Annotated in this window: 21 protein-coding genes and 1 other RNA gene; 10 read left to right on the top strand and 12 right to left on the bottom strand. The window is 55.7% G+C overall.

All coding sequences use genetic code 11. From position 1 onward, the window contains the following. Positions 1–60: 60 nt before the first annotated feature. The 7 genes from ureE (at position 61) to efpL (ending at position 4,810) form a co-directional block, all read left to right on the top strand. Positions 61–492, top strand: coding sequence for an urease accessory protein UreE (ureE, locus tag ACQE3E_RS04260; protein WP_064026853.1), 432 nt, complete (start codon positions 61–63; stop codon positions 490–492). Next, positions 482–1,156 carry an urease accessory protein UreF gene (locus ACQE3E_RS04255; protein ID WP_168032027.1) on the top strand — a complete coding sequence of 225 codons (675 nt, stop codon included), beginning with the start codon at positions 482–484 and terminating at the stop codon, positions 1,154–1,156. The genes ureE and ACQE3E_RS04255 overlap by 11 nt, the downstream gene beginning before the upstream one ends. A gap of 304 nt (positions 1,157–1,460) precedes the next feature. Next, entirely contained in the window at positions 1,461–2,081 is a 621-nt protein-coding gene (ureG, locus tag ACQE3E_RS04250) for an urease accessory protein UreG (protein WP_313728971.1), read from the top strand. 282 nt (positions 2,082–2,363) lie between these two features. Continuing rightward, positions 2,364–2,705 (top strand): hypothetical protein, encoded by a 342-nt coding sequence (locus tag ACQE3E_RS04245; protein WP_064026847.1) that lies wholly within the window; start codon positions 2,364–2,366, stop codon positions 2,703–2,705. Between the two features lie 126 nt (positions 2,706–2,831). After that, the gene (aat, locus tag ACQE3E_RS04240; RefSeq protein WP_168032031.1) at positions 2,832–3,524 is read left to right on the top strand and encodes a leucyl/phenylalanyl-tRNA--protein transferase; all 693 of its coding nucleotides are present in this window, start codon (positions 2,832–2,834) and stop codon (positions 3,522–3,524) included. After that, positions 3,512–4,240: an arginyltransferase gene (locus ACQE3E_RS04235; RefSeq protein ID WP_313728973.1), complete on the top strand. Its 729-nt coding sequence runs from the start codon at positions 3,512–3,514 to the stop codon at positions 4,238–4,240. Before aat ends, ACQE3E_RS04235 begins: the two co-directional genes overlap by 13 nt. 3 nt (positions 4,241–4,243) lie before the next feature. Next, positions 4,244–4,810 carry an elongation factor P-like protein EfpL gene (efpL, locus tag ACQE3E_RS04230; protein WP_064026840.1) on the top strand — a complete coding sequence of 189 codons (567 nt, stop codon included), beginning with the start codon at positions 4,244–4,246 and terminating at the stop codon, positions 4,808–4,810. Positions 4,811–4,850: 40 nt separating this feature from the next. On the opposite strand, the gene ubiH is transcribed toward efpL, so the two are convergent. From ubiH to ACQE3E_RS04215, 3 genes are read right to left on the bottom strand one after another with little or no spacing between them, the layout of a single operon-like run. Further along, positions 4,851–6,065, bottom strand: a complete 1,215-nt coding sequence (gene ubiH / locus ACQE3E_RS04225; RefSeq protein WP_313728974.1) for a 2-octaprenyl-6-methoxyphenyl hydroxylase — start codon at positions 6,063–6,065, stop codon at positions 4,851–4,853. After that, positions 6,066–7,373, bottom strand: a complete 1,308-nt coding sequence (gene pepP / locus ACQE3E_RS04220) for a Xaa-Pro aminopeptidase (RefSeq protein ID WP_313728975.1) — start codon at positions 7,371–7,373, stop codon at positions 6,066–6,068. It abuts the gene before it with no gap. Between the two features lie 10 nt (positions 7,374–7,383). Continuing rightward, positions 7,384–7,911, bottom strand: coding sequence for a UPF0149 family protein (locus ACQE3E_RS04215; protein ID WP_071155264.1), 528 nt, complete (start codon positions 7,909–7,911; stop codon positions 7,384–7,386). A 107-nt stretch (positions 7,912–8,018) separates the two neighbouring features. Here ACQE3E_RS04215 and ACQE3E_RS04210 point away from each other — a divergent pair, with 107 nt between their 5' ends. The 3 genes from ACQE3E_RS04210 to ssrS all read left to right on the top strand — a co-directional run bounded on the left by ACQE3E_RS04210 (position 8,019) and on the right by ssrS (position 8,739). Beyond that, complete coding sequence (locus ACQE3E_RS04210; protein ID WP_064027264.1) at positions 8,019–8,246, top strand: TIGR02449 family protein; 228 nt, start codon at positions 8,019–8,021, stop codon at positions 8,244–8,246. Then, on the top strand, positions 8,243–8,539 hold the full coding sequence (locus ACQE3E_RS04205) for a cell division protein ZapA (RefSeq protein WP_064027262.1): 297 nt from the start codon (positions 8,243–8,245) through the stop codon (positions 8,537–8,539). Before ACQE3E_RS04210 ends, ACQE3E_RS04205 begins: the two co-directional genes overlap by 4 nt. Positions 8,540–8,559: 20 nt before the next feature. After that, positions 8,560–8,739, top strand: a non-coding RNA gene (gene ssrS, locus ACQE3E_RS04200) — 6S RNA. Positions 8,740–8,881: 142 nt separating this feature from the next. Here the strand turns inward: ssrS and ACQE3E_RS04195 are convergent. The 9 genes from ACQE3E_RS04195 to nifH form a co-directional block, all read right to left on the bottom strand. Then, the gene (locus tag ACQE3E_RS04195) at positions 8,882–9,844 is read right to left on the bottom strand and encodes a hypothetical protein (RefSeq protein WP_064027260.1); all 963 of its coding nucleotides are present in this window, start codon (positions 9,842–9,844) and stop codon (positions 8,882–8,884) included. Beyond that, positions 9,837–10,601, bottom strand: coding sequence for a 4Fe4S-binding leucine-rich repeat protein (locus ACQE3E_RS04190; RefSeq protein ID WP_064027258.1), 765 nt, complete (start codon positions 10,599–10,601; stop codon positions 9,837–9,839). Before ACQE3E_RS04190 ends, ACQE3E_RS04195 begins: the two co-directional genes overlap by 8 nt. 7 nt (positions 10,602–10,608) lie before the next feature. Further along, positions 10,609–10,875, bottom strand: a complete 267-nt coding sequence (locus ACQE3E_RS04185) for a DUF6129 family protein (protein ID WP_064027256.1) — start codon at positions 10,873–10,875, stop codon at positions 10,609–10,611. Then, positions 10,872–11,570 carry a NifB/NifX family molybdenum-iron cluster-binding protein gene (locus ACQE3E_RS04180; RefSeq protein WP_064027254.1) on the bottom strand — a complete coding sequence of 233 codons (699 nt, stop codon included), beginning with the start codon at positions 11,568–11,570 and terminating at the stop codon, positions 10,872–10,874. Before ACQE3E_RS04180 ends, ACQE3E_RS04185 begins: the two co-directional genes overlap by 4 nt. Before the next feature lie 4 nt (positions 11,571–11,574). Then, positions 11,575–11,775: a 4Fe-4S binding protein gene (locus ACQE3E_RS04175; protein WP_064027252.1), complete on the bottom strand. Its 201-nt coding sequence runs from the start codon at positions 11,773–11,775 to the stop codon at positions 11,575–11,577. Positions 11,776–11,778: 3 nt separating this feature from the next. Continuing rightward, the gene (gene nifT / locus ACQE3E_RS04170; protein ID WP_064027250.1) at positions 11,779–12,000 is read right to left on the bottom strand and encodes a putative nitrogen fixation protein NifT; all 222 of its coding nucleotides are present in this window, start codon (positions 11,998–12,000) and stop codon (positions 11,779–11,781) included. 60 nt (positions 12,001–12,060) lie between these two features. Next, positions 12,061–13,632 (bottom strand): nitrogenase molybdenum-iron protein subunit beta, encoded by a 1,572-nt coding sequence (gene nifK, locus ACQE3E_RS04165; RefSeq protein WP_064027248.1) that lies wholly within the window; start codon positions 13,630–13,632, stop codon positions 12,061–12,063. 154 nt (positions 13,633–13,786) lie between these two features. Next, positions 13,787–15,271 (bottom strand): nitrogenase molybdenum-iron protein alpha chain, encoded by a 1,485-nt coding sequence (gene nifD, locus ACQE3E_RS04160; RefSeq protein ID WP_064027246.1) that lies wholly within the window; start codon positions 15,269–15,271, stop codon positions 13,787–13,789. 100 nt (positions 15,272–15,371) lie between these two features. Continuing rightward, the gene (gene nifH / locus ACQE3E_RS04155) at positions 15,372–16,247 is read right to left on the bottom strand and encodes a nitrogenase iron protein (RefSeq protein WP_064027244.1); all 876 of its coding nucleotides are present in this window, start codon (positions 16,245–16,247) and stop codon (positions 15,372–15,374) included. Positions 16,248–16,307 lie beyond the last annotated feature (60 nt).

Raw genomic sequence — 16,307 nt, 5'->3', positions numbered from 1 at the left:
AATCTGGAAGCCGACGTGTCGGGTTACGCTTCGCTAACCCGACCTACACAAAAAAACCAAATGCTAAAACTCACCGAAACCACAGAATCCCAAGAATCTCCCGACGACACCCTAACCCTGCCCTTCGAGGCCCGGCAAAAGTCCCGGCAACCGGCCATTACCCAAGGCGGCGTTCAAGTCGGGGTGTTTTTGCCCAGAGGGCAAACCTTGAAGCACGGCGCGGTGCTAACCAACGCCCAGGGCTTCAAGGTGCGGGTCAACGCCGCGCCGGAAGCCTTATCGGTGGTGAAATGCGCCGATCCGATGTTGTTCGCCCGCGCCTGTTACCACTTGGGCAACCGTCACGTGGCCTTGCAAATTTTGCCCGGCGAATTGCGGTTTTTGACCGATCATGTGCTGGATCAAATGCTGGTCGGTTTGGGCTTGACCGTCGAGCATCAAACCCTGCCGTTCGAACCGGAAGCCGGCGCTTACCACAGCCATGGTCACTGATTTAAGCTTGTTGCGGCTGCTGCAACTGGTCAGCCCCAGTTTGCCGATCGGCATGTACAGCTATTCCCAGGGGCTGGAAACGGCGGTGCATGACGGCTGGGTAACCAATGCCGAACAAACCGGCGACTGGCTGCGCGGCTTGTTGCACAACGGCTTGGGCAAGGTCGATGCGCCGTTGTTGGCAAGGTTGTACGATGCCTGGCGGACCAATGACCTTACGGCTGTCACGCATTGGAGCCAAACCCTGAGCGCCTGCCGGGAAACCGCCGAATTGCGCGCCGAGGACAAGCAGACCGGCCAGGCCCTGGCGCGCTTGCTGATCAAGTTGGAGATGCCGGAAGCCCAGACTTGGCAAAAACGGCCCGATGCGACCTTGGCGGCCTTGTTTGCGCTGGCGGCAACCCGCTGGCAAATCGATAAAGCCGATGCGGTTGCCGGTTATTTGTGGGGCTGGCTGGAAAATCAGGTGCTGGGTGCGATCAAGCTGGTGCCGCTGGGCCAGGTGGCCGGGCAGCAGTTGCTGCAAAGCTTGGCCGGCGAGTTGCCGGCTTTGGTCGAGCGGGCGTTGCAATTGAATGACGATCAGATCGGCGGCAGTTGTTTCGGTCTGGCTTTGGCCAGTAGCCGGCACGAGATGCAGTATTCGCGGCTGTTTAGGTCTTGAGATCGCAGGTGGGCACTTACTGCGCCCAGCTTGCGCTTCGATGCCGTTAAGTTAAACCGTTCATGGTTCGACAGGCTCACCACGAACGGCTTAACTTAACGGCATTGCCCTACGCTCTGTTCGCCCTGTCGAAAAGCTTGCCACCTCAGGCTTCGACAAGCTCGGCCCGAACGGAATACCGGTGATAAAGCGGGCCGGGTGAATAATTCGCCGCTACCGAGAGACGCATCCTCGCTGCCGTACAGCGGAATCGAGGTTGGATCAACTTAAATCCCCGGATTGCATCCGGGCAACTGGAGACAACATGAACGACAAACAGGTATTGAGAATCGGCGTCGGCGGCCCGGTGGGTTCCGGCAAAACCGCGTTGGTGGACGCCTTGTGCAAACGCATGCGCGAGGATTTTCAAATCGGCGTGGTCACCAACGACATTTACACCCGCGAGGATCAGCAATTTCTGATCCGTAGCCAGGCGCTGCCGGAAGAACGCATCCTGGGTGTGGAAACCGGTGGCTGTCCGCATACCGCGATCCGCGAAGATGCGTCTATGAATCTGGCGGCGGTGGACGAGTTGTGCGAGCGCTTCCCGGAGCTGGATTTCGTGTTGGTGGAAAGCGGCGGCGACAATCTCAGCGCCACCTTCAGCCCGGAACTGGCCGATTTGACGATTTACGTAATCGACGTCTCGGCCGGCGACAAAATTCCGCGCAAGGGCGGCCCCGGCATTACCAAATCGGATTTATTGGTGATCAATAAAATCGATCTGGCGCCTTACGTCGGTGCGTCGTTGGAGGTGATGGACCGCGACGCCAAGAAAATGCGCGGCGAGCGGCCGTTCGTGTTTACCAATATCAAGGCCGGCGTTGGCCTGGACGCCGTCGCTCAATTCATCGTCACCCAAGGCATGTTGGCCGCGCCGGTTTAAACCGGGCTTGCCGTTCTGGGGTTTGTCGACGACTTCGTTGCCGAATCCCCCCGCTCTTCATTACCTCCGAACGCCGCATTGATTTGGTTCTAAACAGTGCCTAATCGGCATCGGGCATGTTTTGCGTGCATTCGCGGCGCGGCAACTTAACAGTATTAGTCCGCGCCGTTTGGAGTGCAAAATATTATTTGCACCGCGCGACAGTTTTCAGCCATCATCCGTGACTTTGCCCACCCAAGCGTTTAGAACTAAATATCCGTTACAAACCCGCCCGCGTCCATCTTGACCCACAACAAAATCTCCCGCCAGACCAATCTCCGCAAGCGACGCTATCGCTCGTACGGCTATGCCAGATCGGCATTGATTATTGGCGGCATCGCGCTGATAGTCTGGCTGACGTTCTTGCTACCGTTGTCGTTCGCGGTGCAAGCCAGCGACGGTCCCGTCCACAATTCGCTGTTGGTATTACGCTTGATGCAATACGGTTTCCTGGCCGCCAATGCTTGCGGCATGATGCTGGCCGCGACCTCGCTGTTTAAATCTCCCGCCAAACTGGAACTAGCGATTTTTGGCTTGACGTTCAATCTGGTCGATTTCGTGTTGGGACTGTCGCTGAATACGTGAGTCCGTTTTCTGCCAGACCGATACCCGCCCACCGCGAAGTCTTAACGGCCGCCGCCCGCCAGCAATCCGCCGTAAGCCGGTTTGCTTTACAATGTTGGCAACTCCATTCATTCACGTCCGGCCAGCATGCAACTCAGCGTTCTCGACCCCCTGCGCCCCGGTCAAGCGTTCCCGCCGTTGGAACGCGCGCTGACCGAGCCTAACGGCCTGCTAGCGATAGGCGGTTGTCTATCGCCTCGGCGTCTGGTTAACGCTTACCGGCACGGCGCGTTTCCGTGGTTTAACCCCGGCGAACCGATCTTGTGGTGGTCGCCCGATCCACGCCTGGTATTGTTTCCGCAGAGTTTGAACGTATCGCGCAGCCTGGCGAAAACTCTGCGTAGAGGGCATTTCGAAACCCGCCGCGACACGGCTTTCGCCGAGGTCATCGAGGCCTGCGCTGCGCCGCGCCGGGAGGATGGCGGCACCTGGATCACCGACGATATGCGCGCCGCTTACCAAACGCTACATCAACTCGGCGTCGCGCATTCCTGGGAGACCTGGCAAAACGGCGAACTGGTCGGCGGCTTGTACGGTCTGGCGATCGGCCGGGTGTTCTTCGGCGAATCGATGTTCCATCGCGCCACCGATGCGTCGAAAGTCGCATTCGTGGATTTGGTGCGTCATTTGGATAGCTGGGGTTACCAGTTGATCGACTGCCAAGTCAGTAGCGATCATTTACTCAGTTTAGGCGCAGAGGACATCCCGCGCCGCGAATTCGCGGCGGCACTGGCCGTCTTGTGCAAACAGGCACCGCATCCGCAAGCGTGGCAAATCTAAAATCGATTTCTCTTTGGCTGAGCGGCGAACAGGATTGCGCCTATCTGGACGATCGGCGCGCTCGCTCGGCCTTCGTCCATCCCGATACCGAACTGGATCCCGCCGTTTATTCGCGCCTGATCGAACTGGGCTTCCGGCGTAGCGGCGATCACGTGTACCGGCCGCATTGCGACCACTGCCAAGCCTGCATACCCACCCGCGTTCCAGTGCGAGAATTCCAACCGAACCGCAAACAACGCCGTTGCCTGACGCGGAACACATCCACCCGGACCGTCATACGCGGCGCCGAATTCGATCCTCGCCATTTCCGGCTTTATCAAACCTATCTGCGGGCTCGCCACGACAAACCGGACGAAGCGCCGCCGAGCGAGGAAGATTATTTGCGTTTTCTCGGCAGCCGTTGGTGCGATACCCATTTCGTCGAATTCTTGATCGAAGGCCGGCTGGCGGCCGTCGCGGTCGTCGACGTCGTCGATCACGGCCTGTCGGCGGTATATACCTTTTTCGACCCGGCCCTGGCGGCCTACAGTCCCGGCGTGTATGCGGTGCTGTGGCAGATCGAATACGCCAAACAATTGGAGCTACCCTACGTTTATCTGGGTTTTTGGATCGCCGAATGCCGTAAAATGCGCTACAAAATCGACTATCAACCGCTGTCCGGCCTGATCGCCGGCCAATGGCAATCCCTTTTACCCCCTTCAATCCACGAGGAATAAGCAGTGCCTAAAGCCAACGAACTCAAGCAAGGAACCGCTATCGAAATCAACGGCGAACCCTATGTCGTCAAAAGCATCGATGTGCGCAATCCGACGTCGCGCGGCGCGACGACCTTGTACAAAGTCCGCTTCACCCACATGAAAACCCGCCAAAAGCTGGACGAAACCTTCAAGAGCGACGACATGCTGAAGGCCGCGGATTGCTCGCGCTGCAACGTGCAGTATTCCTACCAGGACGGCGAAACCTATTACTTCATGAACAGCGAGACTTACGAGCAATACGCGCTGGCGGCGGAGGATTTGGAAGGCCAGACCCTGTATTTGAGCGACGGCCTGGAAGGCATCATCATGTTGCTGATGGACGACGCGCCGCTGGGCATTCAATTGCCGACGACGGTCACGTTGCAGATTGTCGAAACGCCGCCCGCGATGAAAGGCTCCAGCGCCACCAAGCGCACCAAAACCGCGAAATTGACGACCGGCCTGGAAGTGCAGATCCCGGAATACATCGAAACCGGCGAGATCATCAAGGTGAACACCGAAACCGGCGAATTTTCGTCCAGAGCTTGAGCCATACCGCCCGGCCGCCTCGCCGGAGCGGCGGCCGCGATTATTCGTCCTTACCCAATTTCGGCAATTTACCGGCCAAGCCCATCGCATGCTTGGCCAGCGCCGATTTGGCGAACGGCAGGTGATCCAGTACCGCCAGACCGGCGTTACGCAACGCGGCCACCGGCAAGCGGTTGTTCGAGAACAGTCGGACCACGGTATCGGTAAAACCGATCGTACGGTCGTGGTCCTGGCGGCGTTGCCGGCTATAGTCGCGCAATAGACTGGCCGCGCCGAGATCGCCGCCGTGATCGTGCTGGTCCATCAACAACTCCGCCAACAAGGCGACGTCGCGAATACCCAGATTGAAGCCCTGACCCGCCACCGGATGCAATTGGTGGACGGCGTTGCCGATGATCACGGTCCGGTCGGCCACCATACTTTCGGCGCGGATCAAACTCAGCGGAAATGCGCGGCGCGGCGCGACCAGTTTCAGTTCGCCCAAACGGTAACCGAAACAGTTTTGCAGTTCGGCGAGGAATTCGCGATCGTTGACGGCCAACAAGGCTTCGGCTTGCTCGTGGCTGCGGGTCCACACCACCGCGGATTGCTTGGCCGCCACCGGCAGCAAGGCCAACGGGCCGAATTCGGTGAAACGCTCGAAAGCGACATGGCGATTGGGCAAGGCCGATTGCACCGTGGTCACCAGCGCGGTTTGACCGTATTCGCTGACTTGCTGGGGAATTTCCAGTAACTTGCGCACCGTCGAGTCGCCGCCATCGGCACCAACCAGCACTTGGGCACTCAAATTCAACGAGCGGCCGTCGGCCTGCTTCAAGCTGACGTTGACGGCATCGTATCCCGCCATCAAGCCGGCAACCCGCGTTTGATATAGGCAATCAGTGTCGGTTTTTTCGACCAGGTCGGCCGCATGCTGTTCGATGTCGCGGGCGACAATCACGTAACCCAAGGCATCGACGCCCTGTTCCGCCGCCGACAGCCGGGTTTTGCCGAAATGACCGCGGTCGGAGATATGGATGTCCGCGATCGCGGTGGCCTTGGCGGCCACGCCGCGCCACGCGCCCAACTGCTCCAGCAACTCGACGGAACCCTTCGCCAAGGCCAATGCCCGGTCGCCGGCCGGCGAGTGGCGTAGTTGCTCGCGGCTATTGGCTTCGACCAGCGCGATTTTCAAGCCGCTGTTCCTCAGCGCCAACGCCAGGCAGTTGCCCGCCAAGCCGGCGCCGACGATGATCAGGTCGTAGTCGTGGGCCATTTAGGCATTCATCAACGCTTCGATATCGGCAATGCGTTTCGGCACGCCACCGGTCAAAATCTCGTGACCGTCCTTGGTCACCAGCACGTCGTCCTCGATCCGAATGCCGATGCCGCGCCACTGTTTGTCCACAGTTTCGCACTGGGCCGGCACGTACAAGCCGGGCTCGACGGTCAATACCATACCGGGCTCCAGCAAGCGCCATTCGTCCTTGATTTTGTAATCGCCGACATCGTGCACGTCCATGCCTAGCCAATGACCGATGCGGTGCATGTAAAACTGTTTGTATTTTTCGTCCTTGATCAATTTCTTGACCCGGCCTTTTAACAAGCCAAGCTCGACCAAACCCCTGGTCAACGTTTCCACCGAGGCGTCGTGGGCCTTGTTCCACGGATTGCCGGGTTTAATTTCGGCCAATGCCGCGGTTTGGGCATCCAGCACCAATTGATAGAGTAGCCGCTGTGGTTCGCTGAACTTGCCCGAAACCGGAAACGTGCGGGTAATGTCGGCGGCGTAGTGGTCGCATTCGACGCCGGCATCGATCAACAACAGATCGCCCTTATTCAGCTTGTCCTTATTCTCGACGTAATGCAGCACACAGGCATTTTTACCGCCGGCGACGATGGACGGATAGGCTACCGCCCGCAATCCGTCCTGAATGAATTCATGAATCAGTTCCGCTTCGATCTGATACTCGTACAAGCCCGGTTGGCAAGCTTGCATTGCCCGAACGTGGGCCTTGGCGGAAACTTCGGCGGCGCGGCGCATCAATTTCAGCTCTTCCGGGCTTTTGAACAAACGCATTTCGTGCAGGATGTGCTCCAGCGCGACCAACTCGCCGGGCGCGCTGACGCCGGAGCGCGATTGCTTGCGGATGTTGTTGATCCATTCCATCAGCTTATGATCGAGATCGCTGTCCTTGCCCATCGGATAGTACACCTTGCCCTTGTTCTCCAGCATACCGGGCAAGATGTCGTCCAGATCGGCTATCGGGAAGGAGTCGTCGGCCTCGTAGTGCTGGGTAGCGCCCTCCAAGCCGGCGTGGGCGCCTTCCCACAGGGCCTTTTTCTCGTCGAATTCGCGGCAAAACAGAATGTATTCGCCCTTCTCTCGGCCGGGGATGAACACCGCCATCGATTCGGCTTCGTTGAAACCGGTCAGGTAGTAGAAATCGCTATCCTGGCGGAACGGATAGTGCACGTCGCGGTTACGGGTGCGCTGCGGCGCACTGGCGATAATGGCGATGTTGCCCTTGCCGATTTGTTTCATTAACGCCGACCGGCGCTTCTTGAATTCGCTTTGTTTCATGAGAAAAAGATCAATGCCTTTGTTGATCGCCGTCGCCGGCGAATTGGTCGCGAACCGTAAACACCGAGGCACGCACGTATTCGCGGATTTCGGTCAATGCGCTTTCGTCGTCTTCGCCACCGACATCGCTGTCGATTTTGGTCAGTTCTATCATGTCGCGCATCACTTCGGCGGTATCGCCGGGCCAGTCCGCGTCGGTTTTGGCATAGCCAACCCCGAACAAAAAGCCCTGGCACCAGCAACGCAATGCCTCGACTTGTTCGTCGAGCGGCTCGGCTTCGTCGGGCATCAGCAAGTCGAACTCGAAACTCTGATCCTGATTTTCCAGGAGTTGCCGGGTCTTTTCGAACAAACCCGCCAAAAACTCGCGGTCTTCGTCGATCAATTCGAGGTCTTCGTCGAAGAGCTCGTGCAACCAATTGCCAAAGTCCGCGCGGGTTTCGACACACAACATACCGGTAGCGATACCGTGCGCTTCGGCGCCGCCCATATCGGCGTCGTGTTGCTCCAAAATGGCATTTAAGGTTTGATAAGTCATCTGGCTCTTGGCGCCTGGATAGGCTGTTTAATCACGAGGCTTATGCTAACATTGTTAAGAAATCCCGACGATTATACCGCCTTATCGGTTCAACTCCTCTCCGTGCTATGTCTCAAAGCGAAAAAGACCCAACTACCGAGCTCGAAGCGTTGGAAGCCAAGCTGGATGCGCTGATAGCACAATACAACCAAGTCAAAAACGAAAATAAGTCTTTGAAAATTAAACAGGATGCCCTGGTCAAGGAAAAAGCCAGACTACTCGAAAAAACCACGTTGGCCAAAGCTCGCGTCGAGGCGATGATCGCCCGCTTGAAGGCGATGGAGCACGATTCATGAGTAAAACGATGCAAGCCGTATCGTTAAACATCTTGGGCAAGGAATACAAAATCGCTTGCGCCGCCGAGGAAAAAGACACGCTGATCGATTCCGCCCGCGAACTGGATCGGCAAATGCGCAAAATCCGCGATACCGGCAAAGTCACCGGCGCTGATCGAATCGCGGTCTTGGCGGCATTGAATCTTGCCCACGACTTGGCATCCGGCAATAAGGCCGCAAGCTCCAGCCCGGATATGGCCGGCCGATTGGCGGATTTACGCCGCAAAATAGAAAACGTTTTGGAAACCCCTTAATTCGTTTAGAATAGTGACCCTATCTCCTGCGGCGTTCGAGCAGTACTGGGTGTTTCCTGAACCTGCATTTGCCCCGGAAGCTTTTTACCCGTCATGGTGTGCATGCCTGTTCACTCAGGAAGCCTGATTGACTGGATTTGGTTTCCACTTGAACCTCCGGTTCAAGGACGAAAGTATCAGACGGCGCAGGCGGGAGATTTTCTTGTTAGCCATACTCTGGCCGACCTCGATCCCATGACCGATGTCGCCGGCCAAGTCCTCATCTCAAATACCTGTAACACCCTTCCCGCAGGGCTGCACGGCCCAAGTTAACCGCGTAGCCCGGAGACGACGGCGCTTGCGTTACACGTTATAGGGCGTGGCAATCCAATCGCGCAACACCGCTTCGTCGCGCTTGGGCAAGTAGGCAAAATCGCCGGAAATATCGCGAAATACCGATTCGGCAATATGGGTTGATACCAAGCGGCCTTTCAACATGTAGAAAAACCAGGCGAACGGATGGCCGGCCTGCCGGTCGAAGCGGGTCAGCACATTGCTGAGAGCGCTACCTTTCTTACCGGCGAAATCTTCCAGATGCGGCAGATGATGTTTGTGGGTATTGACCAACTCGACGTTAACGATTTGCTCCCCGAAACGCCCGGTATGCGAATAGGGTCGAATGATCCAGTCTTCCGACATTCGAGCCACCTGCCCGGCGCTGCTGCGATTCCAATCGTCCATGAAGCGGCGCACCGAGTGCTCTCCGGGATGGCGCTCGTCTATCACGCCCATGAACAACGCCACGTCGGTTTTGCGCCGATAAGCGTAGCGCGAATGGCCGAAACCGAAGCTCTCGATGCAAAACGGATGAATCGGATCGATAAACTCTTCCAAATCGTCCGGCGGATTGGCTTCGTCAACCAACATCCTATCCGAAACTTCGTGAGTCTTATCGATTTCGATCAGCGTAAAGTCTTCTGCCCTATCGCCGGTCTGCACGACAAAATACAGCGTTTTACCGGTCTGTTTGGTGGCGATCAGCTTTTGCTCAAGCGCATATTCGATCAGAGTCTGCAGATTCTGCCCGCACTCGATATAGGATCTCTCCACCCATTCGGTGATGTCGTTGGCGATCCGGGTGCCGTTCATGTCGACGACACCGCCAAGCTTGTACCACTCGTCGCCTATCATGGCCAAGCGGAGCGGGAAATCTGAAATCAGTTGTTGCAGCTTGTTTTGCAACAGTTCGTCGGTTTGACCTGGGATGATTTTTTTACAGCATTCGGCAATGTCTTGTCCGGCAATCGCGAGTCGGGCTTCAGTCATGTTCGGCTTTGGGGCTGTTAGTGGAATTCAAGCGTTGATGTACCAATTCTCGCACATCGGGTTCCGGGTCGTCCGCGAGTACCGTCAAACGGGCGGGATCGACCTTGGCAGCCGCAGTATAGCGCACCACCCAGTCCGGGTCTTGCAACATCGTCGCGGCATCGTCGGCCGGCATGCGCTCGACGACGATGCGCCGCACATCGGACGCGGGATCCTCGGCCATCAGTCCCAAGCTAACTTCCGGCAAACGTTCGGCGACCCGCTTGCGCACCTGCAAATCCTCATCCTTAATAAAGCGGAACAAGCGGCCGGGCGGCAAACGCTTCGCGACGGTCAAGCGAACGATATAATCCGGATCGTTCGCCAATAACTCGAGATGTTCGAGGTCGATGCGGTCGGCAACCGTCATCCGCACCTCCCGATCCGGGTCGTCTATCCAGCTCTGCAACTGCTGAGCCGGCAAGCGGAAGGCGACCGCCCGCCGCACGACCTCATCCTCGTCGTGTATCAAGGCCTGCAAGGCTTTCTGCGGGGCATAGCGTACCGCGATTGCTCGCCGCTCCCAGAATTTATCGTTCAAATAGTGCGTGGCGTAGGCTGGATTGACCCGGAAAAACCGGTCGATTTGGCGGCCGCTATCGACGAACACGCAAGTGTCGCCGGGCATGCAACGCCCCATCAATAGCGTTTTGCCGCGGAAGGGACAGATACTGCAGTCACCTATCGGTGTAGAGTCGGGAGCGTCTGATTCCGCCATGCCGCGCTCAATCCTCGATGACTTCGGCAATCACGATGCCGGTGGCATGATCGTAGTCGCGGGTCAGGCATAAACAGTGTTCACGGCCATCCACCAGATACAAATTAAAACCCCGCCCCTCGAGCACAGGTTCGTTATTGGGAATGTCGTCGTCCATGCAATAGGTGAAATGGATGTCGGTATAGGCTTCGCGTAGCATACCGACGACCGTTTCGTTAAGGACTTCGCTGCCAATTTTACCGGCGATTTCTTGCAGTTGTTCGGGTTTGATCATGAAGTGGATTCCTGTTCGAGACTGATACGGCGGCCCGCGCGGATGCCCATCGATTTGGCCAACCAAGGCGGCGGCGCATCGGCGAGGACGGTTTGCAATTGATTGAGTAATTCGGAGACGACGGCGCCCAGTTCGGTCTTGATCGGGTGTATGCCGAATTTAACGACTTTAGCCGCCGCCGGACCACCGATGGACGCGGTGTAGAGCACCCGGCAATCGGCGATTAACTCCGCGCGGTAAGTATTCTTGTCGGCATGACGCCGCTGAGCATCCATGTCCACACTACGGATGTCGATTAACCGAGCTTCGTCCGCGGACACCTGATAGATCAAAAACTGGCGGCAAGAGCCGAAATGGCCGGCGATCCGAGTCGGATCGTCGCTGACCACGGCCACCAATATCGAGCCGGCGGCATCGGCCGGCAAGGTTTGCGGCTTGGGCGGATCGGGAAAGGCGATGCTTTGCAATATCCCCAGCGTTAAACGCACGGTTTGCGGGTCCGCCGAGATCCCGAAATTGCTCAGCGCCTGACGGAAGCGGTCCTCGCCAAGCTCAGCCAGCGTGTTGCCGTCCAATACCGGCCCCACGCAAGCATGCAAAATCGACACAAATAATTTGGGAGCGGTATCGGGCAGGGCTCGAGACGCCAACCCGATACGCAAAGCCAGTTCCCTCGTCAAGGCGGACTGGCGCATGGCACTATGCCACTAACGGCAATATGCAATTGTCAATCGGGCAAACCTTAACGCATTGCGGTTCGTCGAAGTCACCATTGCACTCGGTGCAGGTTTTTTTGTTGATTTCGAACACCACCGCGCCTTCCTTGATCGAGTCGGTTGGGCACACAGGTTTGCAATCACCACAGGAAATACATTCCTCGGCAACAATGTAGAGAGTCATGCTTTATTCCTCCGCTAATCGCTTGGCTTGCAATGTGGTTGGGATCTTCGGTGGAGGACTCATCGGTTCGAAGTAATATTTTGAGCCATCACCCAACGTGACTTCGCCGCCCCATTTGTCCTCGCCATCGAATTCTAACGATTCTATGGTTTCTTCCAAGTCTTTTTTGGCAACATAGAACAGCAGTTTACCATCTTCGCGTTTTCTGAGCATGACGCTGGGCATAGATTTCTCCAAACGAAAGCGGGGGCAAACTCGCATTTGCCCCCGCGGATAAACGATTTGTTAACGGATCAAATCGTAATTGTAGTCGGTCGTTCCCATACCGCGGGTTTCCTTATCCAACTGCTCCAGTACCGCGTTAACCAGCGTAGTCAGCACGTACATCGCGCCTTCGTAGCCCAAGGTGGTCATACGGTGCAAGTGGTGACGGTCGAAAATCGGGAAGCCGATCCGAATCAGCGGCACTTCGAACTCCTCGCCTTTGTACATGGTATCCCGTTGGATGAATTTACCGTAGGAATTGCCGATCATGAAGTCCGGTTTATTGGTAAACATCAACGAACGGAAGTGCCACAAGTCGCGACCAATATGCACGGTAGCGGTTTGACCGTAAGGCGACGCTTTCAAGATTTCTTCGCAAGCTTTTTTCCAGCGTTTGTTGGCGTGGTTAACCAACACGTCGGTGACTTCCGCGCCAAACTCCAGCAGCATTTTGGTCATACCCAACGCGAAGTCCGCATCGCCGTACAATGCGAATTTTTTGCCGTGCAACCAAGCGTGCGAGTCGGTCATCATATCCACCAAACGACCGCGTTCGACTTCCAGTGATTTCGAAATGGGTTTGCCGCTCAGTTCGGAAACTTTCATCAGCAACGCGTCGGTCCATTCCAAGCCCATCGGAATGTTCAGTTTCGGCACGTCGTGGTTCCAAGTGGTTTCGGCGAATTTCTTGGTTTTTTCCAACTGCCAAGGTTGCAGCAACACGGTGGTAATCGCGTTCGGCGCATCCTTGATTTCGTCCATCGTGGTACCGCCGGAGTACATCCGGAAAGTACCGTCCGCCGGGGTATCCAACACTTCGGTCGGATCGCTCAGCATCGTGTAATCGACACCCATTTCTTTCATCATCCGGTGGATGACGCGGTAGTTACCCAAATAGGTTTCGAAGCCGGGTACGAAGTTGATCTTGCCGTTTTTGCCGGGCTCCTTGCCTTCCATCGTTTTCAGCGTGAAGTAGCGCGCCATGCCTTCGAACATGTTGTCCCAACCGGTGGTGTGGCTACCGACGAAGCTTGGGGTATGAGCGAATGGCACCGGGAAATCTTGATCAACATGGCCTTCTTTCTTGGCGTTGTTGATAAACGCGTTCAAGTCGTCGCCGATCACTTCCGCCATGCAAGTGGTGGATACCGCGATGATGTCCGGCTGATATAGGGCTTTGGCGTTTTCCAAACCCGCGAACATGTTTTTCTGACCACCGAATACCGCCGCGTCTTCGGTCATGGAGTCGGAAACGCAGGAAACCGGCTCTTTGAAATGGCGGTTGAAGTAGGTACGGAAGTAAGCCACGCAACCTTGCGAACCGTGGACATACGGCATGGTTTTTTCGAAACCCAGAGCGCACAACACGGCACCCAGCGGTTGGCAAGCTTTAGCCGGATTGATCGTGATCGCTTCGCGGCTGAAGTTCAATTCTTGATATTCCTTAGTCGTCGTCCATTCGAATACTTCGTCAATGGTATCTTGCGGGTGACGCTCTTCGTACATCGCGCGTTTGTTGGCAAGATTTTCCTTGTATTCGTCGGTTCGAAACAAGGGATAACTAGGGGCTATTTTGTCGACATTTTGGCTCATGATAATCTCCTAAACGCGCCACTAATCTGTGGTCCGGCGTTGATTGGATTTAGTCGGGCTGCTTTGTCCAGACAGCCCGATCTTCGAAAGGCAGGGTACGCCCATTGCCCCGAGGAGCGATGGCGCGTGCCCTACGGCATCATCGCATTCGCTATTAAGCGACCGCTTTTACCGCTTCGCTCTCAGACGCTTCGGTTTTCCAAGGCGCCTTGATTTGTTTCCAGCATGGGTTATTCAGCGTCATGTCCATATCGCGGGCGAAGATGGCGAAGCCGTCGTAGCCGTGGTATGGGCCTGAGTAATCCCAAGAGTGCATTTGCCGGAATGGGATACCCATTTTTTGGAAAATGTACTTTTCTTTAATACCGGAGCCAATTAGGTCAGGTTGAACTTTTTTGACGAACTCTTCGAATTCGTAGCCGGTGACATCGTCATACAACAGCGTGGCGTTGCCGATTTCCTTGATGGTACGATCGTAGTCGTCGTTGTGACCGAACTCGTAACCGGTACCAACCACTTCCATACCCAAGTCTTCGTAGGCGCCAATCACGTGACGAGGACGCAAACCGCCGATGTACAACATCACGCGTTTGCCTTGCAGACGCGGTTTGTATTTAGCGATAACGGCTTCGTATTCCGCGCTGTAGCGAGCGATCACGCGCTCCGCGCCTTGTTTGATATTGTCGTCGAAGTGCGCGGCGATTTTACGCAACGATTCGGCGATTTTGGTTGGGCCGAAGAAGTTGTACTCGATCCAGGGAATGGAATATTTTTCTTCCATATGCCGAGCGATGTAGTTCATCGAACGGTAGCAGTGGATCAAGTTCAATTTCACTTTCGGGGTGTTTTCGATCTCGGCGATGGTACCGTCGCCGGACCATTGCGCGACCACTTTCAGGCCCATTTCTTCCAACAGGGTACGCGAAGCCCAAGCGTCGCCACCGATGTTGTAGTCGCCAATCACGGCTACGTCGTATGGACCGACCTCGTAAGCGGGTTGTTTGCCGTCGCTTTTATCCAAAACCCAGTCGCGGATGGCGTCGTTGGCGATGTGGTGACCCAAAGATTGGGAAACACCGCGGAAGCCTTCGCAACGCACTGGTACAACGGTTTTGCCGATGTCTTTGGATTTCACTTTGGAAACCGCTTCGATGTCGTCGCCGATCAGACCGATCGGGCACTCGGATTGAATCGAAACGCCTTTGTGCAATGGGAACAAGGCTTCGATTTCGTCGATACATTTAGCCAGTTTTTTGTCGCCGCCGAATACGATGTCTTTCTCTTGGAAATCGGAGGTAAAGTTCATCGTACCGAAGGTGTTGACACCAGTGGTACCGACATAATAGTTACGGCGGCCGGCGCGGGAATATTGACCGCAACCGACTGGACCGTGGGAAATATGGATCATGTCCTTGATCGGGCCCCAAACCACACCTTTGGAACCGGCATACGCGCAACCACGAATGGTCATTACGCCCGGCAACGATTTGCGGTTTGAAGTGATGCATTTGTTGGATTTTTCCAACTCGTGGTCGTTGACCGCCAAATGTTTCGCGCGGTCTTTTTTGGCTTTCTCGGGATAGACTTCCAGCACTTCTGCGATCAGCGCTTCGGTCTCTTCTCTTGTCATGGCTGCCATGATGTTATCCTCCTAATGTCGTGGGCAATCCCCCAACAGACAGTTTTTGGGAACAGATAGGGTGGCGGACGGCAAGCCGCCCGCCGGTTTCTAGCAAGACTTATTCTTCGGCAGCGGTTTTACCGATCAAAGTTGCGTCTTCTTCTTCCATCAAACCGAAGTTCATCAACAACTCTTCCAACTCGTCCATCGTGATCGGAGTAGGGATCACCAAGTTTTTGTTGTGCAGAACTTTTTGAGCCAAAGCGCGGTATTCGTCGGCTTGTTTCGCGGTTGGTTCGTACTCGATAACTGTCATACGACGGATTTCAGCACGTTGTACAACGTTGTCGCGTGGTACGAAATGGATCATTTGAGTGCCCATTTGTCTTGCCAATTCTTCGATCAGTTCGTCTTCACGAGCTGTTTGACGAGAGTTGCAGATCAAACCGGCCAAACGAACGCCGCCTGAGTTGGCGTATTTGACGATACCTTTAGCGATGTTGTTGGCAGCGTACATAGCCATCATCTCGCCAGAGCAAACGATGTAAATTTCTTGCGCTTTGTTTTCGCGGATAGGCATCGCGAAACCGCCGCAAACAACGTCACCCAATACGTCGTAGAAAACGAAGTCGAGTTCGTCGTCGTATGCGCCTTCCTCTTCCAGGAAGTTGATCGCGGTGATAACACCACGGCCAGCGCAACCAACTCCTGGCTCTGGACCGCCTGATTCAACGCATTTCACGTCGCCGTAGCCGACTTTCAATACGTCTTCCAGTTCCAAGTCTTCGACGCTACCAGCTTCGGCAGCCAAATGCATGATGGTGGTTTGCGCTTTTGAGTGCAGGATCAAGCGAGTAGAATCGGCTTTAGGATCGCAACCGACGATCATCACTTTTTTACCGGCTTCCGCCAGAGCGGCAACCAGGTTTTGGGTTGTGGTGGATTTACCAATACCACCTTTACCGTAAATAGCACATTGACGTAATTTCGCCATGACTTTCTCCTCTTGTGGGCTTTGTTAATAACAACCCTACTACAGCAATGGGCGTGCCAG

Source organism: Methylomonas sp. MED-D (assembly GCF_050276835.1).
GTDB classification, from domain to species: Bacteria; Pseudomonadota; Gammaproteobacteria; order Methylococcales; family Methylomonadaceae; genus Methylomonas; species Methylomonas koyamae_A.
Note: the sequence above shows the minus strand (reverse complement) of the source record. Positions and strands in the feature narration are given on the sequence as shown.

Bases quoted from the DNA above. Each gene is read 5' to 3' on its own strand.
- ureE (WP_064026853.1), top strand. From the start codon at position 61: ATGCTAAAACTCACCGAAACCACAGAATCCCAAGAATCTCCCGACGAC.
- ACQE3E_RS04255 (WP_168032027.1), top strand. From the start codon at position 482: ATGGTCACTGATTTAAGCTTGTTGCGGCTGCTGCAACTGGTCAGCCCC.
- ureG (WP_313728971.1), top strand. From the start codon at position 1,461: ATGAACGACAAACAGGTATTGAGAATCGGCGTCGGCGGCCCGGTGGGT.
- aat (WP_168032031.1), top strand. From the start codon at position 2,832: ATGCAACTCAGCGTTCTCGACCCCCTGCGCCCCGGTCAAGCGTTCCCG.
- ubiH (WP_313728974.1), bottom strand. From the start codon at position 6,065: ATGGCCCACGACTACGACCTGATCATCGTCGGCGCCGGCTTGGCGGGC.
- pepP (WP_313728975.1), bottom strand. From the start codon at position 7,373: ATGAAACAAAGCGAATTCAAGAAGCGCCGGTCGGCGTTAATGAAACAA.
- ACQE3E_RS04215 (WP_071155264.1), bottom strand. From the start codon at position 7,911: ATGACTTATCAAACCTTAAATGCCATTTTGGAGCAACACGACGCCGAT.
- ACQE3E_RS04210 (WP_064027264.1), top strand. From the start codon at position 8,019: ATGTCTCAAAGCGAAAAAGACCCAACTACCGAGCTCGAAGCGTTGGAA.
- ACQE3E_RS04205 (WP_064027262.1), top strand. From the start codon at position 8,243: ATGAGTAAAACGATGCAAGCCGTATCGTTAAACATCTTGGGCAAGGAA.
- ACQE3E_RS04195 (WP_064027260.1), bottom strand. From the start codon at position 9,844: ATGACTGAAGCCCGACTCGCGATTGCCGGACAAGACATTGCCGAATGC.
- ACQE3E_RS04190 (WP_064027258.1), bottom strand. From the start codon at position 10,601: ATGGCGGAATCAGACGCTCCCGACTCTACACCGATAGGTGACTGCAGT.
- ACQE3E_RS04185 (WP_064027256.1), bottom strand. From the start codon at position 10,875: ATGATCAAACCCGAACAACTGCAAGAAATCGCCGGTAAAATTGGCAGC.
- ACQE3E_RS04180 (WP_064027254.1), bottom strand. From the start codon at position 11,570: ATGCGCCAGTCCGCCTTGACGAGGGAACTGGCTTTGCGTATCGGGTTG.
- ACQE3E_RS04175 (WP_064027252.1), bottom strand. From the start codon at position 11,775: ATGACTCTCTACATTGTTGCCGAGGAATGTATTTCCTGTGGTGATTGC.
- nifT (WP_064027250.1), bottom strand. From the start codon at position 12,000: ATGCCCAGCGTCATGCTCAGAAAACGCGAAGATGGTAAACTGCTGTTC.
- nifK (WP_064027248.1), bottom strand. From the start codon at position 13,632: ATGAGCCAAAATGTCGACAAAATAGCCCCTAGTTATCCCTTGTTTCGA.
- nifD (WP_064027246.1), bottom strand. From the start codon at position 15,271: ATGGCAGCCATGACAAGAGAAGAGACCGAAGCGCTGATCGCAGAAGTG.
- nifH (WP_064027244.1), bottom strand. From the start codon at position 16,247: ATGGCGAAATTACGTCAATGTGCTATTTACGGTAAAGGTGGTATTGGT.